At 65.6% G+C, this 23315-nt stretch carries 20 protein-coding genes and 1 other RNA gene; 8 read left to right on the forward strand and 13 right to left on the reverse strand.

Annotated features, from left to right (window positions below; translation table 11 throughout):
• Positions 1-138 precede the first annotated feature (138 nt).
• The 3 genes from XCC_RS14040 to gpmA form a co-directional block, all read right to left on the reverse strand.
• Positions 139-2238 carry a M13 family metallopeptidase gene (locus XCC_RS14040; RefSeq protein WP_011037840.1) on the reverse strand — a complete coding sequence of 700 codons (2100 nt, stop codon included), beginning with the start codon at positions 2236-2238 and terminating at the stop codon, positions 139-141.
• 165 nt (positions 2239-2403) lie between these two features.
• A complete protein-coding gene (locus XCC_RS14045; RefSeq protein ID WP_029628900.1) occupies positions 2404-2721 on the reverse strand; it encodes a hypothetical protein in 318 nt (105 codons plus the stop codon).
• Between the two features lie 147 nt (positions 2722-2868).
• Positions 2869-3618 (reverse strand): 2,3-diphosphoglycerate-dependent phosphoglycerate mutase, encoded by a 750-nt coding sequence (gene gpmA / locus XCC_RS14050; RefSeq protein ID WP_011037842.1) that lies wholly within the window; start codon positions 3616-3618, stop codon positions 2869-2871.
• Between the two features lie 103 nt (positions 3619-3721).
• Between gpmA and nfi the strand changes: the two genes are divergently transcribed.
• The 4 genes from nfi (at position 3722) to XCC_RS14070 (ending at position 6597) form a co-directional block, all read left to right on the forward strand.
• On the forward strand, positions 3722-4432 hold the full coding sequence (nfi, locus tag XCC_RS14055) for a deoxyribonuclease V (protein WP_011037843.1): 711 nt from the start codon (positions 3722-3724) through the stop codon (positions 4430-4432).
• Positions 4433-4797: 365 nt separating this feature from the next.
• A complete protein-coding gene (locus XCC_RS14060; protein WP_011037844.1) occupies positions 4798-5688 on the forward strand; it encodes a pirin family protein in 891 nt (296 codons plus the stop codon).
• A gap of 249 nt (positions 5689-5937) precedes the next feature.
• Positions 5938-6399 carry a hypothetical protein gene (locus tag XCC_RS14065; RefSeq protein WP_011037845.1) on the forward strand — a complete coding sequence of 154 codons (462 nt, stop codon included), beginning with the start codon at positions 5938-5940 and terminating at the stop codon, positions 6397-6399.
• A gap of 126 nt (positions 6400-6525) precedes the next feature.
• Positions 6526-6597, forward strand: a non-coding RNA gene (locus XCC_RS14070) — sX9 sRNA.
• 56 nt (positions 6598-6653) lie between these two features.
• On the opposite strand, the gene XCC_RS14075 is transcribed toward XCC_RS14070, so the two are convergent.
• Positions 6654-7088 (reverse strand): OsmC family protein, encoded by a 435-nt coding sequence (locus XCC_RS14075; protein ID WP_011037846.1) that lies wholly within the window; start codon positions 7086-7088, stop codon positions 6654-6656.
• Between the two features lie 33 nt (positions 7089-7121).
• Positions 7122-7982 carry a pirin family protein gene (locus tag XCC_RS14080; protein WP_011037847.1) on the reverse strand — a complete coding sequence of 287 codons (861 nt, stop codon included), beginning with the start codon at positions 7980-7982 and terminating at the stop codon, positions 7122-7124.
• A gap of 232 nt (positions 7983-8214) precedes the next feature.
• On the opposite strand from XCC_RS14080, the gene XCC_RS14085 reads away from it, so the two are divergent.
• Together XCC_RS14085 and XCC_RS14090 are read left to right on the forward strand one after the other, a co-directional pair.
• On the forward strand, positions 8215-10287 hold the full coding sequence (locus XCC_RS14085; RefSeq protein WP_011037848.1) for a carbon starvation CstA family protein: 2073 nt from the start codon (positions 8215-8217) through the stop codon (positions 10285-10287).
• A complete protein-coding gene (locus XCC_RS14090; RefSeq protein WP_011037849.1) occupies positions 10287-10511 on the forward strand; it encodes a YbdD/YjiX family protein in 225 nt (74 codons plus the stop codon). Before XCC_RS14085 ends, XCC_RS14090 begins: the two co-directional genes overlap by 1 nt.
• Before the next feature lie 714 nt (positions 10512-11225).
• Here the strand turns inward: XCC_RS14090 and XCC_RS14095 are convergent.
• Positions 11226-11930, reverse strand: coding sequence for an HAD family hydrolase (locus XCC_RS14095; protein WP_019237468.1), 705 nt, complete (start codon positions 11928-11930; stop codon positions 11226-11228).
• 189 nt (positions 11931-12119) lie between these two features.
• Between XCC_RS14095 and XCC_RS14100 the strand changes: the two genes are divergently transcribed.
• Together XCC_RS14100 and XCC_RS14105 are read left to right on the forward strand one after the other, a co-directional pair.
• Positions 12120-12929: an ankyrin repeat domain-containing protein gene (locus tag XCC_RS14100; protein WP_016944098.1), complete on the forward strand. Its 810-nt coding sequence runs from the start codon at positions 12120-12122 to the stop codon at positions 12927-12929.
• Between the two features lie 36 nt (positions 12930-12965).
• On the forward strand, positions 12966-14162 hold the full coding sequence (locus XCC_RS14105; protein ID WP_011037852.1) for an XVIPCD domain-containing protein: 1197 nt from the start codon (positions 12966-12968) through the stop codon (positions 14160-14162).
• A gap of 161 nt (positions 14163-14323) precedes the next feature.
• Here the strand turns inward: XCC_RS14105 and XCC_RS14110 are convergent, their stop codons facing one another.
• The 7 genes from XCC_RS14110 to paoA all read right to left on the reverse strand — a co-directional run bounded on the left by XCC_RS14110 (position 14324) and on the right by paoA (position 23109).
• Positions 14324-15574, reverse strand: a complete 1251-nt coding sequence (locus XCC_RS14110) for a DUF819 domain-containing protein (protein WP_011037853.1) — start codon at positions 15572-15574, stop codon at positions 14324-14326.
• Positions 15575-15839: 265 nt separating this feature from the next.
• Positions 15840-16055, reverse strand: a complete 216-nt coding sequence (locus tag XCC_RS14115; RefSeq protein ID WP_011037854.1) for a hypothetical protein — start codon at positions 16053-16055, stop codon at positions 15840-15842.
• Positions 16056-16993: 938 nt separating this feature from the next.
• Positions 16994-17602, reverse strand: a complete 609-nt coding sequence (locus tag XCC_RS14120) for a nucleotidyltransferase family protein (RefSeq protein ID WP_029628898.1) — start codon at positions 17600-17602, stop codon at positions 16994-16996.
• 696 nt (positions 17603-18298) lie between these two features.
• On the reverse strand, positions 18299-19306 hold the full coding sequence (locus XCC_RS14125) for an XdhC family protein (protein WP_019237466.1): 1008 nt from the start codon (positions 19304-19306) through the stop codon (positions 18299-18301).
• The gene (paoC, locus tag XCC_RS14130; protein WP_011037857.1) at positions 19303-21510 is read right to left on the reverse strand and encodes an aldehyde oxidoreductase molybdenum-binding subunit PaoC; all 2208 of its coding nucleotides are present in this window, start codon (positions 21508-21510) and stop codon (positions 19303-19305) included. The genes XCC_RS14125 and paoC overlap by 4 nt, the downstream gene beginning before the upstream one ends.
• 1 nt (position 21511) lies before the next feature.
• A complete protein-coding gene (locus XCC_RS14135; RefSeq protein ID WP_011037858.1) occupies positions 21512-22462 on the reverse strand; it encodes an FAD binding domain-containing protein in 951 nt (316 codons plus the stop codon).
• Positions 22459-23109, reverse strand: coding sequence for an aldehyde dehydrogenase iron-sulfur subunit PaoA (paoA, locus tag XCC_RS14140; protein ID WP_029216838.1), 651 nt, complete (start codon positions 23107-23109; stop codon positions 22459-22461). Before paoA ends, XCC_RS14135 begins: the two co-directional genes overlap by 4 nt.
• Positions 23110-23315 lie beyond the last annotated feature (206 nt).

Below are 23315 nucleotides of genomic sequence, written 5' to 3' on the forward strand. Positions count from 1 at the left end.
TTGATCAGACCATCCCTAGAGGCTCTGCGAGCAGGCTGGTGTGCAGACGCAGCGCATCGCAGCGGGCTCATCCTTGCGCGCATGCCGCGCGCAACGCGTGCAGGCGACCGTCGCCGCCTGCACGCTGGTCCATCACGCTTACCAGATCGCCACGCGGTCCTTGTCGCCGCGCACCATCGCATCGCCCGGCTTGCACTGGAACGCCTGTGCGAACGCCGGCATGTTGGACGGCGCGCCGTTGGCGCGGAAGTTGGCCGGCGCATGCGGATCGGTGTTGAGGCGCACGCGCAGCTCGCCATCGGTGAAGTTGCGGCGCCACACCGTGGCCCAGTTCATGAAGAAGCGCTTGTCCTGGCTATGGCCGTCGATCTCCTTGTTGGCGGCCGGCTGTTCCTGCAACGCCATCTGCAGCGCGTCGTAGGCCACGGTGAGGCCGCCCAGGTCGCCGATGTTTTCGCCCAGGGTCAGCTTGCCTTTGACGTGCACGCCGGGAATCGCCTCGTAGCCATCGAACTGCGCCACCAGCTGATCGGTGCGCTGGGTGAACAGCTTGCGGTCGGCGTCGGTCCACCACGTGTCGAAGTTGCCCTTGGCATCGAACTGGCTGCCGGAGTCGTCGTAGCCATGCATCATCTCGTGCCCGATCACCGCACCGATGCCGCCGTAATTGAGCGCCGGGTCGGCCTTGGGATCGAAGAACGGCGGCTGCAGAATCGCCGCCGGGAACACGATCTCGTTGCGGGTGGCGTTGTAGTACGCGTTGACCGTCTGCGGCGTCATATGCCACTCGCGCTTGTCCACCGGCTTGCCGATCTTGTCGAGCATGTAGCGGTAATTGAACGCCTGCGCGGCCTGCATATTGGCCAGGAACCCGTCGCCCCGCGTTTCCAGCCCGCTCCAATCACGCCACTGGTCCGGATAGCCGATCTTGGGCGTGAAGCTGGCCCACTTTTCCAGTGCACGCTGCTTGGTCTCCGCGCTCATCCAGTCCAGCTTCTCCAGCCGCACCTTCAGCGCGTTGGAGAGGTTCTGCACCAGCTGCTGCATCTGCGCTTTTGACTCGGCCGGGAATGCCGATTGCACGTAGAGCTGGCCCAGTGCCTCGCCCATGGCCTCGTTGACCGCGTTCAAGGTGCGCTTCCAGCGCGGCAGCATGTCCTGCTGCCCGCGCAACGTCTTGGCATAGAAATCGAAGTTGGCCTGCTCGAACGGCTTGGCCAGGTACGGCGCTGCCTCATCGATGCTGTGGAAGCGCAGATATGCCTTCCAGGTATCCACCGGCGTGTTGACGAGCATCTCGTCCAGCGCGCGGAAATACTCCGGCTGGCTCAGCGAGAAGGTGCCGGCCGGCACCTTCAGTGCACTGAAGAATGCCTGCCAATCGAAGTGCGGCGTGATCGCATTGGCGCCCGCCACATCGACCGGGTTGTAGCGCTTGGCCGGGTCACGCAGCTCGATGCGCGAGAGCGAGGCGTTGGCCAGCTGCGTCTCGAACGCCATCACCGCCTTGGCCTGTTCGGCCGCCTGTGCTGCCGGAATGCCGGACAGCTCCAGCACGCGGGCGATATAAGCCACGTACTGTTCGCGGATCTTTGCCTGGGCCGGATCGGTGTAATAGCCCTTCTCCGGCAGGCCCAGACCGCCCTGCCCGGCATACGCAATCATCTGCTCGGAATTCTTGTAGTCGGCATTGGCGCCGAACGAGAACAAAAAGCCCTGGCCCTTGGCATAGCTGTCGCGCAACCAGGCGGCAATCGCTGGCGCATCGCTAAGCGCATCAATCGCTTTTAGCTGCGGCTGCAGCGGGGTGATGCCGGCCTTGTCGATGGCCGCCTCGTCCGAGCCGGTCCGCCACAGGTCGGCGATCTTGGCATCCACCGAACCTGCGGACAGATTACCGCGCGCCAGTTGTTCCACCAGCGCGTGCTGGATGGTCAACGAGCGCTCGGCCAGCACTTCGAAACTGCCCCAGCTGGTGCGGTCGGACGGCACCGGGTTGGCCTTGAGCCACTTGGCGTTGACGAACCCGTTGAGGTCCTGGCATGCGGCAATGGCCGGATCCAGATCGCCGCTGCCGAAGGCCACGATCGGCGCATCCAGCTTGGACACATCCACGCGCGTCGGCGCTGCAGATGCGGCGGCGGCCGGCTTGCTGGTGTCGTCGGAGGCGCCGCACGCGGACAGCGTCACGGCGATGGCCACCGCCAGGGACAGCGGGGCAAACTTGCTGAGGATCATTGAATTCTCCAGGACAGGGGCCGCAGCGTGCGCGCGGCCGAAAAGAGTAGGTAATCGGCGCACTGCGCTGATCCCCCAAAAGTCACACAACAGGCGAACGCCCTAACGTCCGCCACCGCGCGCATCCAGCCGCTGCGGCATCGCACTCCAACGCGCCACTGCGCGCTAGGAGTGTTTGTAGAACGGCTTCAATAGCAGGTACACCGGGAAGGCGAGAACCATCAACACCAGCGCCGCATCGTGACTGGACGTTGCCTCCGCCCAGGACTCCATCTGCCGCGACGGACCAAACAGGCCAAAGGCCACCAGCAGCACACCGGCCAGGCACACCAGCAAGGCCAGCCAGGTGGCTTCTGCAGAGACACTGCCGCCTGCCAGCGCGGCAAACGCGCCGCTGACTCCTGCCATCAGCACACCGAAGGTCGCGAGATAACTGCGGCAGTACAGGGCGCTCATCTGCTGCGTTTTACGTTTGCCGGACATCATGTCTCGCAATGAAAGAAGCACCATTGGCAGCGCGCACCAACAGGCACGCCGCTGCATCACGGCCAACGCCGCCACGCCTCATGCATGGCGGCAGCACCGGCCAATCCGGCAGCGGGCGTGCTGCGTGCACGCCCGCTGCGCGGCTTACTTGGCCTTGCCCTGGTTGGCCACGGCTTCGGCGGCGCGCTTGGCCGCTTCCGGGTCGCCCAGGTAGCGGTAGCTTTGCACCTGCAGGTTGTCGTCCAGCTCGAACAACAGCGGGATGCCGGTGGGAATGTTGAGCTCCAGGATCTGCGCGTTGGAGATGTCGTTGAGGTACTTGTACAGCGCGCGCAACGAGTTGCCGTGCGCGGTGACCAGCACGGTCTGGCCGGCCTTCAACTGCGGGGCGATCGCGTCGTGCCAGTACGGCAACACGCGCACCAGCGTGGTCGCCAGCGACTCGGTGCCCGGCAATGCATTGCGGTCCAGCGTGGCATAGCGGCGGTCATGCCCGGGATGGCCCGGATCGGTGACGTCCATGGCCGGCGGCGGGATGTCGTAGGAACGGCGCCAGATCTTGACCTGCTCTTCGCCGTGCTTGGCCGCGGTTTCGGCCTTGTCCAGGCCCTGCAGGCCACCGTAGTGACGCTCATTGAGGCGCCAGCTCTTGTGCACCGGCAGCCAGTCCTGGTCGAGCTCCTTCAGCGCGCCCTGCAGCGTGTGGATGGCGCGCTTGAGCACCGAGGTGTACGCCACATCGAACTGCAGCCCTTCGTCCTTCATCAGCTTGCCGGCCGCGGCGGCTTCCTGGCGGCCCTGCTCGGTGAGATCCACGTCCACCCAGCCGGTGAAACGGTTGTCCAGGTTCCATTGGCTCTGGCCATGGCGCAGCAGTACGAGTTTGCGGGTCACTACGGTTCTCCGATTGGGGGCCGATCAACCGCTGATTGTAGCGGCAGCCGATGCCTGCCTGGCGTGCACGGCATCGCCACGGCGTGCGCGCGATGCTGCGGCCATGCAGACATCCATCGACCCCGTGTTCGCCGGTTGGGACGGCAGCGTCGCTCAGGCGCGACAGTTGCAGCAGCAACTGGCCCAGCGCGTGGCGCTGCGCGATGAGGTTTCCGCCGCGCCTGCGCTGCTGGCCGGCTTCGATGTGGGCTTCGAAGACGATGGCCAGACCACGCGCGCGGCGGCCGTGCTGCTGGATGCGCAGACGCTGCTGCCGCTGGAAACCCACGTCGCCCGCGTGCCGACCTCGATGCCGTATGTGCCCGGCCTGCTGAGTTTTCGCGAGCTGCCCGCATTGCTGCGCGCGCTTGCGCTGCTGGCGCGCACGCCGGACCTGGTGTTCATCGATGGCCAGGGCATCGCGCATCCGCGCAGGTTCGGCATCGCCGCGCACTTTGGCGTGGTCACTGGCCTGCCCAGCATCGGCGTGGCCAAGCAACGCCTGGCCGGAACCTTCATCGAGCCCGGTGGGGAACGCGGCGACCACAGCCCCATCCTGCTGGCCGGTGCGCAGATCGGCTGGGCACTGCGCAGCAAGCCGCGCTGCAATCCGTTGATCGTCTCGCCCGGTCATCGCGTGTCGATGCAAGGCGCACTCGACTGGACCCTGCGCACGCTGCGCGCCTACCGCCTGCCCGAACCGACGCGGCTGGCCGACCGGCTGGCTTCACGGCGTGGCGAAATCGAGCTGCAGACGCAGCCGACGTTGCTGTAGCTCGCGTGCTGCGGGGCAAGCGTGCAATTGCGGGCATCGATGCATGGTTCGTTGGATGTGGCTTGTCAGTTCTGGCGTGTGGATTCTGACTTCAAGCTTCTCGCGCGCAGCTCGCAGCTCGCAGCCGCCGTTGTCTTGCGGCTTGGACAACGCCGACCAGATCGACGTGCAGGTGCTCGTAGCTTTGGTACTTGAATGCGCGGCATTCACCAACCTGGCCACCTGCCGCAGCAGCACACCACCAGCCACCACCACTCACCCCATCACGTGCCGCACGCACAGAACATTCCATCTTGCGTTGCAGCGCGCCCACGCCGCCGCCTGCATGGCAAGCTGCCGCTCTGCCCACTGCACGAGCCGCCGCCATGACCACGCTGATCGCTCCCCGTGTCCACGATATTGGCGGCTTGCAGGTGCGCCGCGCCGTGCCGACCCTGCAGGCGCGCAGCGTCGGCCCGTTCGTGTTCGTCGACCACATGGGCCCGGCAGTGCTGGAGCCCGATCACGGCATCGATGTCCGTCCGCATCCGCATATCGGCCTGGCCACCGTCACCTTCCTGTGGTCGGGCGAGATCGGCCACCGCGACACGCTCGGCTCGGATCAGGTGATCCGCCCCGGTGACGTCAACTGGATGACCGCCGGCCGCGGCATCGCCCATTCCGAACGCACGCCGGGCCCCGAACGCGCACGCGAGCACGCCCTGCACGGCATGCAGACCTGGATCGCGTTGCCGCGCTCGGCCGAAGAAACCGCGCCCGCTTTCCATCACCACGCCGCCACCAGCCTGCCGCAGCAGCGCCGCAACGGCGTGTGGCTGCGGGTGATCGCCGGCCGCGCCTACGGCGAGGAATCGCCGGTGCGGGTGTTCAGCGGCACGCTCAACGTGGCGCTGGATCTGGACGCCGATGCCGAGATCGATCTGGATACCAGCCACGCCGAGCGCGCGCTCTACATCCTGGAGGGCGAGGCGCAACTGGATGGCGCCGACGTGCCGGCGCGGCATCTGATTGTGCCCTCCGCCGGCACGCGCGGCAGGCTGCGCGCCAAGACCCCCCTCAAGGCGATGCTGCTCGGCGGCGAGCCGCTGGATGGCCCGCGCCACCTGTGGTGGAACTTCGTCTCCAGCTCACAAGAGCGCATCGAACAGGCCAAGGACGATTGGCAGGCCGGCCGCTTCGGCACCATCCCCGGCGACGATCAGGAGTTCATTCCGCTACCGGAAACGCCGGCGCCCAAACCCGTCAATTACCCCTGAAACCATGCGCGGATTCGCACTGGCGGACACAACCGTGCCAGGTCTCGGAAGGGGAGTGCCACGCCACACAAGCGATGCCAGACGCAACTGCGACCCATCTTGAGCACGCCCACAAAACTGTGGTAGTGATACCCGCGTAGTCGGAGCGCGTTGCGTGGACGGCACGCTCAAGCGGGGAGCTTGAGACGGTGCAGCGGCACGAAAGACGACAGCGCCCCGCATTGTCATCCATCGCCGGGGAACACTTGAATGAAGTCCGCATCCTGCCTAGTCGGCCTGTCATTGCTGTTGGCCGCCGTCACCGCCCACGCCCAGTCCGCGCCCGTCTGCCCGCCATTGCCGCCGGCCTCCGGCCTGCAATGGACCCAGCTCGCCGGCGCCGATTACCTGGTCTGTAAAGCCACCACCGCCGATGGCCGCCAGGTCGTGGGCGTGATGCTGACCACCCGCGACCCGGCCATGGCGCTGGCACGCGACCGCCGCGCGGAAAAAGGCCAGATCCAGGAAGAGGAGTTCTACTGGTACAAGCTCGATCTGGGCGGCCGCGAGGTCCCGGGCATGGAATCACGCCGCGTCACCGTGGTGGAGCTGGGCAAGAAGCGCTATGCACAGCTGTGGATCGACGGCGCCAGCACCGAAGAACTGGCCTCGATGCAGTCGCTGGTGCAGAACATGGACCTGCAGCCGGCCAGCCTGGCACTGCAGCGCTAAACAACGCCCGCAGATGGCAAGACCGGCGGCGGCCGGTCAGCCACATCGCTTCGCACTACGACTTGGAGCAGCCATCAAAACGACTGCGCAGCCGCCAGGCGGGCGCGGCCGGTGCTCGGAATCGGCATGTACCTACGTACACTCCGGTTCCTCCGCGCCGTCCGCACCCACCTGACGACTGCTCGCTACGTTTCCGCTCTTAATGCGCTAATGCAGCTGCGCGCCGGCATCCGCCAGCGCGCGCTGAATGCGCATTAGCGCGTCGAACCGCCGGCAGCATCCACCAGCGCGTGCGGCTGCAGTTCGGTGGCAATGCGCACCTCGCCGGTGAGCAGGCGATGGATCGGGCACTTCTCCGCCACCTCCAGCAGACGTGCACGCTGGTCATCGTCCAGTGCGCCGTCCAGCACGATCGCGCGCGTGATCGATGTGCCCGCGGCGCCGCGCTGGGTGTAATGCAGGTGCACGTGCACCGCGGCCAATGGCCATTGCTTGCGCGCGGCCACCATCGACACGGTGATGGCGGTGCAGGCACCCAATGCGCCCAGCACCTGCGCCTCTGGATCCGGCCCCGCATCCTGGCCACCGTTGGCCGGCTGGGTGTCGCCGATCCAGCGGTGCTGGCCATCGTGGACGGTGACCGTATAGGGCACCGCGCCGGTGACGACACTGACGGCGCGATCACTCATGTGCGCTTCTCCCACGCGGCAACCCGCCCCGGTTCAAAACCGCCCCTCCTGGAAATCGACGAACGCCTGCATCAATTCCTGCTTGGTGTTCATCACGAACGGGCCATGCCGCATCACCGGCTCGTTGATCGGCCGGCCGGCGACCAGGATCAAGCGCGCGCCGGCAGCACCGGCCTGCAGCCGCAGCCGCTCGCCACCGCCCAGCACCGCCAGCTCCTGCGCCGGCAACGGGCGTGCGCCCTCGCCCTCGCCGACCGTGGCCGCGCCTTCGAAGGCGTACGCGAACGCGTTGTGGCCGGCGGGCAGCAGATAGTCCCAGGACGTGTCCGGCGCCAGTGCGATATCCAGGTACACCGGCTCGGTGGCCGGCTGCACGATCGGCCCGTGCACATCGCCCACCGCGCCGGCAATCACCTTGACCGTGACGCCCGCAGCCGGATACGCGACCGGGATCTTGTCCGGCGCGTATTCCTGATACTTGGGGTCGCTCATCTTGTCGCGCGCAGGCAGATTCACCCACAGCTGGAAACCACGCATGCGCCCGGATTCCTGCTCGGGCATTTCCGAATGGATCAGGCCGCGCCCGGCGGTCATCCACTGCACGCTGCCTGGGGTCAGCAGGCCTTCGTTGCCGTGGTTGTCCTTGTGCCGCATGCGTCCGTCGAGCATGTACGTGACGGTCTCGAAGCCGCGGTGCGGATGGCTCGGAAAGCCGGCGATGTAGTCTTCGGCCTGTTCGGTGCCGAACTCATCCAGCATCAGGAACGGGTCCAGTGCCGGCAGCTGCGGTGTGCCGATCACGCGGGTCAGCTTGACCCCGGCACCGTCGGAGGTGGGCATGCCGCGAATGGTCCGCAGCACGTGTGCCGCCGTGGAGGTGGTGGTGTCGCTCATCGAACGCTCCCTGTGCGCAAGTGGATGCCTTGCATGATGGAGGCCGCTGGCATGGCGCCCAATCGCGACACGTGCAACCGACCGTTCCAAAACGCCGCGGCGCGCAGGCGCAATGCCGCACTGCAATGCCAGACACCATACGACCAAAGGCTTACCCGATCCCCGGGCGGCACCATTGACCGCGGACAGCCGGCGGGAGGACCCTTAGCGGGATCGTTCCTGAGGGGCATGCATGAAAGGTATCTCGAAGCTGGCCTGGGGCGCGCTGGCGCTGCTGGCCGCGTTCTGCTTGGGCACCGTGGCGCTGCGGCGCGGCGAACACATCAACGCGTTGTGGATCGTGGTGGCGGCGGTGTCGATCTATCTGATCGCCTACCGCTTCTATGGCCTGTTCATCGCCGACAAGGTGATGCAGCTCGACCCCACCCGCGCCACCCCGGCGGTGACCAATAACGACGGTCTGGACTACGTGCCCACCAACAAGCACGTGCTGTTCGGGCACCACTTCGCCGCGATCGCCGGCGCCGGGCCGTTGGTCGGCCCGGTGCTCGCCGCGCAGATGGGCTACCTGCCCGGCCTGCTGTGGCTGGTGGTTGGCGTGGTGCTGGCCGGCGCGGTGCAGGACTTCATGGTGCTGTTCCTGTCCACGCGCCGCAACGGCCGCTCGCTCGGCGACCTGGTGCGCGAAGAGATGGGCCAGGTGCCCGGCACCATCGCGCTGTTCGGCGCCTTCCTGATCATGATCATCATCCTGGCGGTGCTGGCGATGGTGGTGGTCAAGGCCTTGGCCGAGAGCCCGTGGGGCATGTTCACGGTGATCGCGACGATGCCCATCGCGATCATGATGGGCGTGTACATGCGCTACATCCGCCCCGGCAAGATCGGCGAGATTTCGGTGGTGGGATTGATCCTGCTACTGGGTGCGATCTGGCTAGGTGGCCAGGTGGCCGCCGACCCGACCTGGGGCCCTGCCTTCACCTTCACCGCCAAGCAGATCACCTGGATGTTGATCGGCTACGGCTTCATCGCCTCGGTGCTGCCGGTATGGCTGCTGCTGGCACCGCGCGACTATCTGTCCACCTTCCTCAAGATCGGCACCATCCTGGGCCTGGCGATCGGCATCCTGATCGTGATGCCCGACCTCAAGATGCCGGCGCTCACCCAGTTCGCTGCCAGCGGCGATGGCCCGGTGTGGAAGGGCGGCATCTTCCCGTTCCTGTTCATCACCATCGCCTGCGGTGCGGTGTCCGGCTTCCATGCGTTGATCGCCTCCGGCACCACGCCCAAGCTGCTCGCCAACGAAGCGCACATGCGCTACATCGGCTACGGCGGCATGTTGATGGAATCGTTCGTGGCGATCATGGCGCTGGTGGCCGCGTCGATCATCGAACCCGGCATCTATTTCGCCATGAATAGCCCGGCCTCGTTGGTCGGCAGCGATACCGTCGCAGTGGCTGCCAAGGTCAGCGAATGGGGCTTTGCAATCACCCCGGAAGTGCTGGAAGCCACCGCGCGCGACATCGGCGAGCACAGCATCCTGGCGCGCGCCGGTGGTGCACCCACGCTGGCGGTAGGCATCGCGCAGATCCTGCACCACGTGCTGCCGGGCGAGAACACGATGGCGTTCTGGTACCACTTCGCGATCCTGTTCGAAGCGTTGTTCATCCTCACCGCAGTGGACGCGGGCACGCGTGCCGGCCGCTTCATGCTGCAGGACCTGCTGGGCAACTTCATCCCGGCACTGAAGAAGACCGAATCGTGGACCGCCAACATCATCGCCACCGCCGGTTGCGTGGCGCTGTGGGGCTACCTGCTCTACACCGGCGTGATCGATCCGTTCGGCGGTATCCAGACGCTGTGGCCGTTGTTCGGCATCTCCAACCAGATGCTGGCCGGCATCGCGTTGATGCTGGGCACAGTGGTGCTGTTCAAGATGAAGCGTGACCGCTACGCCTGGGTCACCATCGTGCCGGCGCTGTGGCTGCTGTTGTGCACCACCTACGCCGGGCTGATCAAGATCTTCGACAGCAACCCGGCGCAGGGTTTCCTGGCGCAGGCGCACAAGTTCCAGGCCGCCATCGCCAGCAACACCATCACCGCACCGGCCAAGACCGTGCCGCAGATGCAGCAGATCGTCACCAACGCCTACGTCAACACCGGGCTGACGGTGCTGTTCCTGTTCGTGGTGGGCTCGATCCTGATCTACGCAGTCAAAACGATCGTGGTCGCCCGCCGCAGCCCGCAGCGCAGCGATCGCGAAACCCCGTACGTGGCACTGCAGCCACACCAGATGGCGGATCTGTAATGGGCACTCAACTCGTTCTTGCCAGCCAATACCAGGCCCATCGCCGCATCTGGCGCCGCCTGGTGCAGACCGCACGCCTGTGCTGCGGCATCCCGGACTACGACAACTACGTGCGCCACATGCTGGAGAAACATCCGGACAAACCGGTCATGGACTACCCGGCGTTTTTCCGCGAACGCCAGGAAGCGCGTTACGGCGGCAAGGGCGGGTTCCGCTGCTGTTGATCGGTAATCGTGATCGATAGATGCACACGCAACAGGGCGCGATGCGAATCGCGCCCTGTTGCGTTGATGTGGACGCGAAATGCGGTTTTCTTTATGCGATTGGACGGTGCGGCAGATTGGCTGCAGAGCGGTTGATCTGCGGCTTGGGTGGAGGCCCCCTTGCCCGCTCACCGTCGCGGGACACGCTGCAAGGTAGAGCGGCTGATCTGCGGCTTGGCTGCACAGCCTGCTCGCTCACCGTCGCGGGACACGTCGCAAGCTGGACAGGCTGATCTGTGGCTTGGCTGCAGGGCCCTTGCCCGCTCACCATCGCGGGACACGCTGCAAGTACGTCCTTGTAAGCTCTTACGCGGCATCCATGCCGCGTAAGGTCCCGCGACGGTGAGCGGGCAAGGACCAGTCAGGCGTGTCGGTGTGCATGGTTGCACGCAGCGCAATAAGCGCGTTTTTTGGATGACGGCGACTGACGGCGCGTCCGATCAGCGTCGCAACGCGACGACTAACAGGCAGGCTTTCAACAAAGCGACCTACGAACGTTCTGGTGCGGTGCCCTCGCCGCTTGCGGGACCGTGTGGCGGCATGGATGCCGCCACCGAGCCTACAGGGAGGTACTTGCGGCGTGTCCCGCAAGCGGTGAGGGCACCGCACGCGCGACCGACCAGACTTTTGATCCAAGCACTGACTGCAGCCAAACGAAGCAACGACGCGACACCCTCAACCAGCGCGCGTTTGCGCGAGCCGCTCGAACAATGCGTGCAAATCGCGCATATCGTCGAACACCTCCAGCACGCCGATCCGTCGCAGGGTGTCGCCGTGCCCTTGCGGAATATGGCTGGCACCGGTAAAGCCCAGCACCTGCATGCCGGCCGCCAGCGCGGCGGTCGCACCGGTGGGGCTGTCTTCGATGACCAGGCAACGCTCCGGTGCTACACCGGCCGTGCGCGCGGCCAGCAGGTAAACATCCGGTGCGGGCTTGGGCCGCTCCACCATGTCGGCGCTGAAGATCCGCCCTGCCGCACGCGCCGTGAGCCCGGCCCGCTCCACCGATGCAATCACGTTGTGGCGGCGGCTATTGGAGGCCACCGCCAGCGGCAGCGGGATCTGCTCCAGCGCCTGTCGCACGCCCGCAATCGGCTGCACCTCGGCGGCGATCAAGGCTTCGCTGCGCGCCTGGATCTGCGCCAGCAAGGTTTCCGGCAACTGCAGCGCAAAGTGTTCTTCCACCCGCCGCAATACCTCGCGCGTGGTCTGCCCGAACGTGGTTTCCAGCAGATGTTCCAACGGCTCGGCCGGCACGAACGCTGCCAGCGCCTCACGCATTACCCGGTCGGCCAGGATTTCGCTGTCGACAAGAACCCCATCGCAGTCACTGATCAGTAGCTCGTACGCCATTGCACCCATCTGCTTGCAAAGCGCCATTATGCCGACCCGGTCGTGACCGTCGGCTGTGGCGCAGCGCCCGCACAGGGGACGAAGACGCCCGCGCGCCCGTCGGCAAGGTCAGTCGCCAAGCAGACCCAGCCAGACGCCCGGTTACGCGCCTATGTCACGAAATCTTACCGCTTGCGATTTTTACAGCTGGTAGGATCGGCCCCGCTGTGGCGGGACGTGCCGCAGCGTCATCAGGAATGCGATCAGGAGAAGGAGATTTCGATGCAGACGCGATTCCCCACCCTGCTCGTTCTTGCGACCTCGTTCTTCGCGGTCTCATGCACCGCCTCGCCCGGTGCCAAGGAGCAAACCACCATGTCAGCTACGCTGCAGGACCATGCCGTCGCTTTCCGCGACCCCGGTCTGACCGACATCGCCAACGCCATCGCGCACGGCGACATCGCACGGATCAAAACGCTCGCCCCCACCGTCGATCTGGCCGCACATGGCGATCAGAACGTGACCTTGCTGGAATGGGCGATCTGGAACGAACAACCCCGCGCCCTGGACGCGCTGCTCGATGCAGGCGCGGACCCGGCGTTGCCGGGCATGGACCAGGAAACGGTCGTGCACATGGCCGCCATGGCGCAGGACCCGCAATACTTGAAGATTCTGCTGCAGCACAAGGCACCGATCGACGTGGTCAGCGCGCGTGCCGGCTGGACGCCGCTGTTCCGCGCGGTGCAGAGCAAGCGCGATGCGCAGATCGGCCTGTTGCTCGACGCAGGCGCCGACGTGCAGCGCGTCGACCATACCGGTAACAGCCTGCTGCATCTGGCCGCGCAGAGCGGCGCCTCCAGCCCGACAGTGTTGCAATTGCTCAAGGCCGGTGTGAACCCCACGGTGCGCAATGCACAGCAGAAGACCTTCCAGGCGTATTTCTTCACCACGCCGGACCGTCTGCTCAATGCCACCGGACAACAGGTCAGATCGGATGTGCGCGCATGGTTGAGCGCTCACAACATTCCCGTGGAAAGCAGCCGCTAAGCGCGCTTTCCGCACGACGCACGCAAGGAACCGCGCATGTCCCCGTCAGAATCCACATCCTCCACCGCCGCATCCACTCCGTTCGCAGAGTCGATGCGCGGACAACAACCGCAGCCGCAGGACCGGCAATTTCCGGAGCTGCTGCAAGATCTCTATGCCACTGCCAATCAACGCCGCGAAGGCGGTGCCGAAACCTTTGCGCCGCTGGCCAACGGCTGGTCGCGCATGGACGACAGTGCGCTGCAGCAGGCCGGCATCGATCCGGCACTGCTGCACGACGCAAAAAGCGGCTTCGATGCCGCGTTCTATCGCAACGATCAAGGCCAGGTGGTACTCGGTTTTTGCGGAACCGACGAAGGCAAGGACTGGAAGCACAACATCGGCCAGGGCCTGGGCTTCGACGATGCGCAATATGCATCGGCAATCCAGCTCGGCAGCCAGGCCAAACACGCCTTCGGCGACCAGGTGGTGATCTCCGGCCATTCGTTGGGCGGTGGTCTGGCATCGGCATCGGCCATGGTCAACGACATTCCCGCGGTGACGTACAACGCGGCCGGCGTCAACGACCGTACCCTCGAACGCGAGGGCCTGGATGCATCGGCAGCCAAGCAGTACGCCAGCGAGGAGTTGATTCGCGGCTACCACGTCAAGAACGAAATCCTCACCCATCTGCAGGAAGACAGCATTCCGCTGAAGTGGACGATGCCCAATGCGGCTGGCCACCAGATCGAATTGCCGGAGCCGGACCCGCTGTCGTTCGGGCAGCGGCTGGTACCCGGCATGATGCTCAAGCACCGCCTGGACCTGCACGGGGTGGACTCGGTGATCAAGGCGCAGGACATGCAATCGCCCGACCAGGCACGCGGCGCGTCGCTGCAGCCGGGCAGCCAGCTGTTCAACGATGCCGTGGTGCAACTGGATGGCCAGCGCGAGCGGCTGGGGCTGCGCGACGACACCGCGTTTCTCAACACTGCCGCCAGCGTGGCTGCGCGGGCAGGCAACGACGGCCTGCAGCGGATCGATCATCTGGTGCCCAACCGCGATGGCGATAGCCTGATCGCGGTGCAGGGCCGCATGGACGACCCCACCCATCTGCGCAGCCATGTGCAGACGGCGGCCGCGGCCAACGAACCGGCGCAGACCAATGTCGGCCAGCTGCAGCAGCACAACCAGCAGCACGCGCATCCGCAGGCCCAGCAGCAGGACGAGCAGCGCCGGGTGATCCAGCAATAAGCTGCTTGGCAAACCGTGCCGCATGCAATCCTCGTCAGGTGGACGCGTGCGGTGCGGGAAGGTCCAGCAAGTGACCATCTGTTTACTGCGGTCAACCAAGCCCACCGCAGAGCTCATGGAGCTGTTGCAGGCAATCGCTCCATGACGCCGGCAAGGCAGCGTTAACCTGCCCCGGCCATCGCCCGCAAGGTAATGCCGACCAGATACGCCAGGTAGGTGCCGGTGGCATAGCCCATGGTGCCCAGCAGCACACCCACGGGCGCCAACGCGGGATGGAAGGCCGCAGCGACCACCGGCGCGGAAGCCGGCCCGCCGATGTTGGATTGCGAGCCGATCGCGAAATAGAAGAACGGTACCCGCAGCAGGCGGCCCAGGCCCAACAACAGCACGATGTGCACGGCAATCCAGCTCAGCCCGAGCAGGAACAGCCACGGGCGATCGAGCAAGGCCAGCAGGTCCATTTGCATGCCGATGCAGGCGATCAGGAAATACAGCAGCAAGGTCCCGATCTTCGAGGCGCCCGCGCCTTCCAAAGTGCGTGCGCGGGTGAAGCTGAGTAGCAGGCCCAGGCTGGTCGCCAGCACCACGACCCACACGAACGGCGTGTCCAGACTGAACTGGCGCGCCCAGCTCAGGTTCACCTTGCACCAGCCGGCCAAGGGGTTGGCGAGCGCATGCGCCAGGCCCACCCCGCCGAACGCCACGGCCACAATTACCATCAGGTCCGACAGGCTGGGAATGCGCGCGTGCTCGGCCTGGAAGCGCGCCATGCGCTCCTGCAAGGCATCCAGTGCGCGGGTATCGGCGCCGCTGCGCGCATCGATGCTGCGGGCGCGCCCGGCCAGGAAGATCAGCACCGCCATCCACACATAACCCACGCCAACATCGACCACGGCAAATTGCCCGAACGTGCTGGCATTCACCGCGAATACCTCGCGCATCGCCAGCATGTTGGCGCCACCGCCGATCCAGCTGCCGGCCAACGCCGCCATGCCAGCCCAGGTATCGCCGGCCACGGTGGCCGGGTGCAGCCAGCGCATCACCCAGAACGCGACCACCGCGCCCAGCATGATGCTCAGCGATGCGCCCAGATACATCGCCACCAGCTTGGGGCCCAGGCGCAGGATGGCGCGCAGGTCGATGCTCAGGGTCAGCAGGATCAGGGCGGCCGGCAGCAGCACGTCGCGGGCGATCGGGTTGTACAGCCACGTGTTGGCGCCATCGATCAGCCCTACCGTGTTGTAGATGCCCGGCAGCAGATAGCAGAGCAACAAGGCCGGCACCACTGCGTAGAACCGCTGCCAGGGGCCGCGTTCGCGGGCGGATGTCCAGAACACGGCGCCGAGGGTGGCGGCGATCAGACCGAACACGACAATGTCGTTCTGGATCAGTGCAACAGGGGGTGGGGTCACGAGCGGTGGAGATCCTGGCAGATGGCCGCGCAGTGGCGGATCGTCCAAGCGTGGCCGATCACCCGAATCTAGCCGACCGGCGTGCCTGCGCAAAGCGCGGGGATGGATCGGGTTTTCCTGTGCGCACGCCTCGGACATGTGCGCACCGGTCTGTCAGGCAACCGGGCACCTGCGGGGACTTCTCCACCGACGGCTGATCTCAGGACAAGTTGGTTGCGCTTGCCGCTGGAAGACGCCGCCAGCTCCTGTCCGCGAGGTCGCAAGCTCAGCCGTAACGCCGGACCAAACGATCGCCGTCGCCGGTATTGAGCACCACGCCGCTCGGCTCGCCGGTGGTCAGGCAGTGCAGTTTCGCCATCAGTTCGGCCTGTGCCAGGGCGCCCTGCTCTCTCAGGTAGCGCAGTGGCGACCACTGCGGGCGCGTGACCCACCAGCCGTTCTTTTCCGAATGGATACGTACGACGTAACGGGAGTCGTCCATCTGGCCCTCCGGCCGGTGATGCAGCGAAGCGAGACAACCGGCCTGGAGCGGCGGTGCCTGCATGGGAATCGGTGTCTGGCGGGTGTGCCGGCGCGCCCTTACTCAAGGGGCCGCGGGAGAGTGGCCCAAGGCCCCGCGTCCGGCATAGCCAGCATGTGCCTGTGGCTATGGCTGGCGCCGTCAGGCGGACACTGGCTCGCCGGTAGGAAAATTCTTACGTGACACACGTCACGCGCAGCGCTACATTCCGATACAGATAAGTGCCTCTGGGGAGGGTTTGCATGTATCTGCTGAGGAAGTTCCAATTCCCGGTCAAGACCGCCATGGTCGTTGGCTATGTCCTGGTGATTCGCGAAGCCGTGGTGCTCTGGATCTGAGCGCTTCGACCGCACATTGAACTGACTCGCAGAAGGTGCAGGGCGGCACCTTTTGCGTTGGTGTGGGCGCTTTGGAGCAGAGCGCGACGGCACGCGGCGATGGTCACAAACTGCGCGTTGCCGCTAGATCGTGAAGTGTCTGGTAGATGGTGCATGGCTGCACCGCCTGTGTTGGTTTGGCTGCTTTGCACCAACCGCGCGACTGGTCATGCCCGCGTCACGCATGCGATCGGTGCCGCGCCGTGAGCTGGGCGATGCAGCGGTGCGACTAGGCGTCTCATAGCGATGCACTCGGCGATGCACTTGAACCACCGCGCACCGCAATTACAGCCGCTTACGCGCAGTGTGTTTTTCAGCGCAACGCGTTGTTGAGATGCTCGCCGCGTGCCCCGCTGCCGTCGCGTGCTGGTGCAGTGTGTACGTCACCTCGCGTAGGTTGAGATAACGCACATCCGTGCGGCATAGCAAGGCATCGACACTGCACGCATTGGCGATGCAGCACTTCGCGACGTGCCGCGGACACTTGCTAACCGGCCTATCTATACCAACAGCACGCGCGGCTCAATCTGCATCGATCCAGCCACGCGCTTGCGCAGCAAGCAGGTCGGCCGGGGTGTCCACGTCCAGGGCGAGTGCCGGTGCGGTGACGCAGCACAGCGTCTGCGCATCCAGGCTGGCGAACAGCGCGCGCAGGCCGGTGTCGGCCAACAGCGGCACTTCGTTCCACACCGCGTGCGTGACTACCACCGGAATCCCGCGCACGCCTGCATAGCCGCTGGTGGCGCAACCCGATGCGGCCAGATCGGCTTCTTCCAGCAAGCTGCGCAGATGCGGCGTGTCCAGCGCGGGCTGGTCGCAGCCGAGGATCAGGCTGCGGCGCAGCGTGGTGTCTTCGTGTACGTGCGCGTGCAACGCGGCAAGACTGGTGCCCATGCCGTCGGCCCAGCCGGCATGCCGCACGATTTCCACATCCAGGCCGCGCAAGGCCTCCATCACCAAATCGGCATCGGCCCCCACCACCACCACACAGCGCCGCGGCGCGGTCTGCAATGCAATGCGGGCTGCGCGCCGCACGAGGGGTTCGCCATCGCGCGTCAGCAATTGCTTGGAGCGACCGAGCCGCCGCGCCGCGCCTGCCGCCAACACCAACGCGGCATGGTCGCTGGTCACGCGCTGCGCTCCGCACGCCATGCAGCAAGCACTGACGTATCAGCCGGCGCACTGCAATGCTGCACACATGATCGCGCTGCCACCACGGTGTGGCGCGCGTGCGCGGCGGTGCGTGATGGCGCGGCGTGCGCTGGAAGCAAAGCGATCATGAGCGGGTTGTCTTGCGTGTAAGGATGCCTGCAGCGTAGGGCCAAACATGTGCGCAGTGGGTGACCACACAGCAAAGCCGCGCGCAGCGGCGGTGTGGATGCGCGACCACGGCGCTCGCTGGATCTTTATGCGCAATCGCACGACGGCGAGAGAAGTCTCATCTGCGTAGTGATTGATCGCGCCGCATAGCCGCGTGTAGCAGATGTGCAGACATGGCCACCAAGTTTTTCGCTGCTTTACGCACAACATTACGACTGCTGGAGAGAACTCTTCGCGATGGCGCTATCGTCAAGCCGGGACACGCGCACCATAGCGACTAGCGCGACCTGCAGTGCACTACGACGTTGCGCGTCACGCTCGGTGAGCGATGTCGGCACGAAGCGAATCGATAAGTCCTGACGTACTGCGACCTAGAGAACGACCACCAAGAACAGCGTTTCGGGGATGATGCCGAGGCAACGCCCGGCGATCACGCTGGCAGCAACCCAGGCTTGCGCATGCCGCCCTACGCGCAATGCGCCCAGGGCTCGAAAAAAACGAAAGATCCTAAAGCGCTGCAGCCTGGAGATCGGCCACTGCTTGCGTGGCTTCGGCGATGATGCCAAGCGCGATGCCATGCGGCGACGACGGCCCCAGGCGGATGCCGGCCGGCAGGCGCACGCGTTCCAGTGCGGCATCGTCATGACCGAGCGCGCGCAGGGCCTGCAATCGTGCCTGCCGTTTATTGCGACTACCCAGGATGCCGATGCAGGCCACCTGAGACGACAGGCCGTGATGGGCAACCTGCAAATCGATGTCGCCGTCGTGGGCAAGGCTGTACAACGCGCAGTGTGCGTCCAGTTCCACCTCTGCCAACGCCTGCGCAAGACCACGGCGATCGTAGTGCTCTGGGGCCAGCCCCGATGGCGGTTCGACCGGGCCATGCGGGCGCAGTACGCGCACTTCGATCCCGGCCTGCGTCGCCAGCGCGACCAGCGCCAGTACCGACGGATCCGCACCCACCAGCACCAGCCGCAGCGGCGGCGGCCGCGAGATCACGAATTCGCCGGGAGTGGCATCACTCGGTGTAGCCAGGTAACGCAGCGTGCCGTGCATGCGATCCAGCGCAACATGAAACGCGCGACGGTGCTGGCGCGCATTGCGCCAACGCGCGAGATACCCGCCCAGATCCTGCACCGCACACACCAGCACGCCGATGCGCCCACCGCAGCTCAGCTGTATATCGAGCACCTCGCTGCCTTCGCCGTAATCGAGCAAGCGCGGGCAGCCATCCTGCAGGACCGCCAGGGCTTCATGCGCGACCGCCGCTTCAACGCAACCGCCCGACACATACCCGGCCACCTGTCCGCTGCTGCTGATCGCCATCTGGCTGCCGAGCGGGCGCGGCGAGGAGCCGCGCACCTCCACCAGCGTGGCCAGCGCCACGCGCTGGCCGGCGCGGTGCCAGGCGGACAACGTCGGCAACAGATCATCGTGCAGGGCGTACTCCGGCCAGGCCGGCCACGCGGTGGCAGCCGGCATACCGTGGCTGACAGGAGCCGCCACTGCATTCACGCGCGCAGCGGCTCAGGCAGGTGTGGCAGCAGCTTGTCCAGCGTCACCGGGTAGTCGCGTACGCGCACGCCGGTGGCGTTGTAGACCGCATTGGCGATTGCCGCGGCGACCCCGCAGATGCCCAGCTCGCCCACGCCCTTGGCCTTCATCGGCGAGGACATCGGGTCGGTTTCTTCCAGGAACACCACGTCCTGATGCGGGATGTCCGCATGCACCGGCACTTCATAGCCGGCCAGGTCGTGGTTGACGAAAAAGCCCAACCGCTTGTCGACCACCAACTCTTCCATCAACGCCGAGCCGGCACCCATGGTCATCGCGCCAATCACCTGGCTGCGTGCGGTCTTGGGGTTGAGGATGCGCCCGGCCGCACACACGGCCAGCATGCGCCGGATGCGCACTTCGGCGGTCACCACGTCCACGCCGACCTCGACAAAATGCGCGCCGAAGGTGGACAACTGCTGCTTCTTGGCCAGGTCGCCAAACTCGATCTTGTCCTCGACCACCAGCGGCCCCTGGGCAGCGGCATCACCCAAGGCGATGCGCTTGCCGCCGGCACGCACGTGCCCGTCGGCAAATTCGGCCTTGCTTGGATCCAGGCCCAGTTGCGTGGCGATGGCCTCGCGCAGTTTCACCGCCGCCGCATACACGCCGGCGGTGGAACTGTTGGCGCCCCACTGCCCGCCGGAACCGGCCGAGACAGGAAAGCTCGAATCGCCCAGGCGCACGTCTACCCAGTCCAGCGGCACGCCGAGCATCTCGGCGGCCGTCTGCGCAATGATGGTGTAAGAGCCGGTACCGATATCGGTCATGTCGGTTTCCACCACCACGCGGCCGCCCTGCTCCAGGCGCATGCGTGCACCGGAGGTGGTGGCGATCGCGTTGCGGAATGCCGACGCCACGCCCATGCCCACCAGCCAGCGCCCATCACGGGTGCTGCCGGGTTTGGCCTTGCGCTTGGACCAGCCAAATTGTTTTGCCCCGTCTTCCAGGCACTTGACCAGCTGCCGCTGCGAAAACGGCCGCTGCGGGTTTTCGGGATCCACCTGGGTGTCGTTGACGACGCGGAACTTCACCGGGTCCATGGCCAGCTTCTCGGCCATTTCGTCCATGGCCACTTCCAGCGCCATCAATCCCGGTGCCTCGCCAGGCGCGCGCATGGCGTTGCCTTCGGGAAGGTCCAGCACGGCCAGGCGTGTGGTGATCAGGCGATTGGCACCGGCATACAACAACTGCGTCTGTGAGGCAGCAATTTCCGGTGCACCGCCAGGCAGATCGCCCGACCAGCTCTCATGCGCAATGGCAGTGATCTTCCCGTCGCGCTGCGCGCCGATGCGGATGCGCTGCACGGTCGCCGGGCGATGGGTGGTGTTGTTGGCAATCAACGGCCGCGACAGCATCACCTTCACCGGCCGCTTCACCTGGCGCGCGGCCAGTGCAGCAAGCACGGCGTCGGCACGCAGGAACAACTTGCCGCCGAACCCACCCCCGATATACGGCGACATCAGGCGCACGTTTTCCGGCGGAAGACCGAGCGTGCGTGCCAGATCGCCGGCACCCCAGTTGATCATCTGGTTGGAGGTCCAGACATTGAGCTTGTCGCCTTCCCACATGGCGATGGAGGCATGCGGCTCCATCATCGCGTGGGAATGATCGGGCGTGGTGTATTCGGCATCCAGCTGCACCGGTGCGGCCGCAAACGCACCGGCAAAATCGCCGACAGTGCTGTTCGGTGCACCGCCTTCCTTGGTGACCTCGGCCTTGGGACGTGCGCGTGCCAGATCGTATTCGCCCACGTGGCGGCCGTAGTCCACCTTGATCAACTGTCCGGCCGCGCGTGCCTGCTCAAATGTCTCCGCCACCACCACCGCAATTGCCTGGTGATAGTGCTGAATCTCCGGGCCACCCAACAACTTGGCCGTATTGAGCTTGCCCTTTTGCAGCTTGCCGGCGTTTTGCGCGGTGACGATGCCGAGCACGCCGGGCGCATTGCGCGCAGCGCTCAAATCAATACTGCGAATCGTGCCCTTGGCAATGCCGGCGCCGACCACGTGGCCATAGGCCGCCTTGCCGGGCAGATCATGATGCTCATACGCGTACGGCGCCATGCCGGTGGTCTTGAGCGGGCCGTCGATGCGGTCGACCGGCTTGCCGACGATCTTGCCCTGGTCGATGGGATTGGTACCGGCGGGAGTGTCGAATTTCATGTCAGGCCCTCGTGTCCGCCAGGATGGCGCTCAAGGTGCGTTCCACCAGCGGCACCTTGAATGCGTTGTGTTCGGTGGGCTGTGCGCCCTCCAGCAGGATGGCCGTGATGGCACGCCCGCCTTGGCGGGTCTGTGCTTCGGCGACCTCGTTCCGCCATGGCTTGTGCGCCACGCCGCCAATCGCCACCTGCGCATTGCCACTGCGCGGCACGATCGCCGCCACCGAGATCAATGCGAAGGCGTAGGACGCACGGTCGCGCACCTTGCGGTAGACGTGCGCGCCTTCCACCGGCTTGGGCAGGGTCACGGCCGTGATCAGTTCGCCACGCTCCAGCACGGTTTCGATATGCGGCGTCTTGCCCGGTGCGCGATAGAACTCGGCGATCGGGATGGCGCGGGTCTGCCCATCCGGGCGCACGGTTTCCACCACCGCATCCAGCGCGCGCATGGCCACCGCCATATCGCTGGGATGGGTGGCGATGCAATCTTCGCTGGCGCCGATCACCGCCAGCTGGCGGTTGAAGCCGCCGATTGCCGCACAGCCACTGCCCGGCAGCCGCTTGTTGCACGGCTGGTTGGTGTCATAGAAATACGGGCAGCGCGTGCGCTGCAGCAAATTGCCCGCAGTGGTGGCGCGGTTGCGCAGTTGCCCGGACGCGCCGGCCAGCAATGCGCGTGAGAGCACTGCGTAATCGCGGCGCACACGTGCATCCGCGGCCAGATCGGTATTGCGTACCAGCGCGCCGATACGCAGGCCGCCCTCGGGCGTCGCGTCGATGGTATCCAGCGTGAGGCCGTTGACATCGATCAGATGCGAGGGGGTTTCGATCTGCAGCTTCATCAGATCCAGCAGGTTGGTGCCGCCGGCGATGAACTTGGCGCCGGGCTGACGCGCGGCCTTGGCTGCGGCATCTGCCGGGGAGGTGGCGCGCTCGTAACTGAAAGCCTTCATGCGCGGTCTCCGGCAACTTCGGTGATCGCCTCGACGATGTTGGAGTACGCACCGCAGCGGCAGATGTTGCCGCTCATGCGCTCCTGCAACTCCACCGTGGTGAGCCGCGTCTTGGCAGTGAGATCGTCGGTGACATGGCTGGGGATGCCGCGCTTGACCTCATCCAGCACCGCCACCGCCGAGCAGATCTGCCCCGGTGTGCAATAGCCGCACTGGTAGCCATCATGTTTGACGAAGGCCGCCTGCATTGGATGCAGCTTGTCGGGCGTACCGAGCCCTTCGATGGTGGTGACCTTGGCGCCCTGATGCATCACCGCCAGCGACAGGCAGGAATTCATGCGCTGCCCGTCGACGATGACGGTGCAGGCACCGCATTGGCCGTGGTCGCAGCCCTTCTTGGTGCCGGTCAGATGCAGATGCTCGCGCAGCGCATCCAGCAAGGTGGTGCGGTTGTCCAGCGTCAGCGTCACCGGCTTGCCGTTGACTTCAAAGGCCACCTCGCTGGATGCGTTGGCGGGTTCGGCGGCCTGGCGCTGCGACAGCGCGTTGGCGGCGCCTGCAGCCATGGACTGACTGGCAGCGACGCTGGCGGCAGACGCCGTGCCAGCGATCAACACCTCGCGTCGGGTCATCTTGATATCTCTCATGGCTGGCATCTCCAACAATGCTGGCTTATACAGTTCTTAAATAATGTGCAGCGCTGCCGGTCACAAGCGCGTGAGCGCGGCTGTGCGCGATGGCGGCAATGCAGTAGGTTGTCCCGATTCTAAGGCGCGGTTCTGCCGGCATTAGCTGCTGTAGCCGCATGCGTCTATGAAACACACTCATCACTGCCACGCCCGAATTAGACGGC

The sequence above is a fragment of the Xanthomonas campestris pv. campestris str. ATCC 33913 genome, assembly GCF_000007145.1.
GTDB classification, from domain to species: Bacteria; Pseudomonadota; Gammaproteobacteria; order Xanthomonadales; family Xanthomonadaceae; genus Xanthomonas; species Xanthomonas campestris.

What these genes read in the sequence shown, in the direction of transcription:
- XCC_RS14135 (WP_011037858.1), bottom strand. Translation starts at nt 22,462, where the DNA reads ATGAAGGCTTTCAGTTACGAGCGCGCCACCTCCCCGGCAGATGCCGCA.
- XCC_RS14095 (WP_019237468.1), bottom strand. Translation starts at nt 11,930, where the DNA reads ATGGCGCTTTGCAAGCAGATGGGTGCAATGGCGTACGAGCTACTGATC.
- nfi (WP_011037843.1), top strand. Translation starts at nt 3,722, where the DNA reads ATGCAGACATCCATCGACCCCGTGTTCGCCGGTTGGGACGGCAGCGTC.
- XCC_RS14075 (WP_011037846.1), bottom strand. Translation starts at nt 7,088, where the DNA reads ATGAGTGATCGCGCCGTCAGTGTCGTCACCGGCGCGGTGCCCTATACG.
- XCC_RS14060 (WP_011037844.1), top strand. Translation starts at nt 4,798, where the DNA reads ATGACCACGCTGATCGCTCCCCGTGTCCACGATATTGGCGGCTTGCAG.
- XCC_RS14080 (WP_011037847.1), bottom strand. Translation starts at nt 7,982, where the DNA reads ATGAGCGACACCACCACCTCCACGGCGGCACACGTGCTGCGGACCATT.
- XCC_RS14115 (WP_011037854.1), bottom strand. Translation starts at nt 16,055, where the DNA reads ATGGACGACTCCCGTTACGTCGTACGTATCCATTCGGAAAAGAACGGC.
- XCC_RS14085 (WP_011037848.1), top strand. Translation starts at nt 8,215, where the DNA reads ATGAAAGGTATCTCGAAGCTGGCCTGGGGCGCGCTGGCGCTGCTGGCC.
- XCC_RS14065 (WP_011037845.1), top strand. Translation starts at nt 5,938, where the DNA reads ATGAAGTCCGCATCCTGCCTAGTCGGCCTGTCATTGCTGTTGGCCGCC.
- XCC_RS14105 (WP_011037852.1), top strand. Translation starts at nt 12,966, where the DNA reads ATGTCCCCGTCAGAATCCACATCCTCCACCGCCGCATCCACTCCGTTC.
- paoC (WP_011037857.1), bottom strand. Translation starts at nt 21,510, where the DNA reads ATGAAATTCGACACTCCCGCCGGTACCAATCCCATCGACCAGGGCAAG.
- XCC_RS14090 (WP_011037849.1), top strand. Translation starts at nt 10,287, where the DNA reads ATGGGCACTCAACTCGTTCTTGCCAGCCAATACCAGGCCCATCGCCGC.
- XCC_RS14045 (WP_029628900.1), bottom strand. Translation starts at nt 2,721, where the DNA reads ATGTCCGGCAAACGTAAAACGCAGCAGATGAGCGCCCTGTACTGCCGC.
- XCC_RS14040 (WP_011037840.1), bottom strand. Translation starts at nt 2,238, where the DNA reads ATGATCCTCAGCAAGTTTGCCCCGCTGTCCCTGGCGGTGGCCATCGCC.
- paoA (WP_029216838.1), bottom strand. Translation starts at nt 23,109, where the DNA reads ATGAGAGATATCAAGATGACCCGACGCGAGGTGTTGATCGCTGGCACG.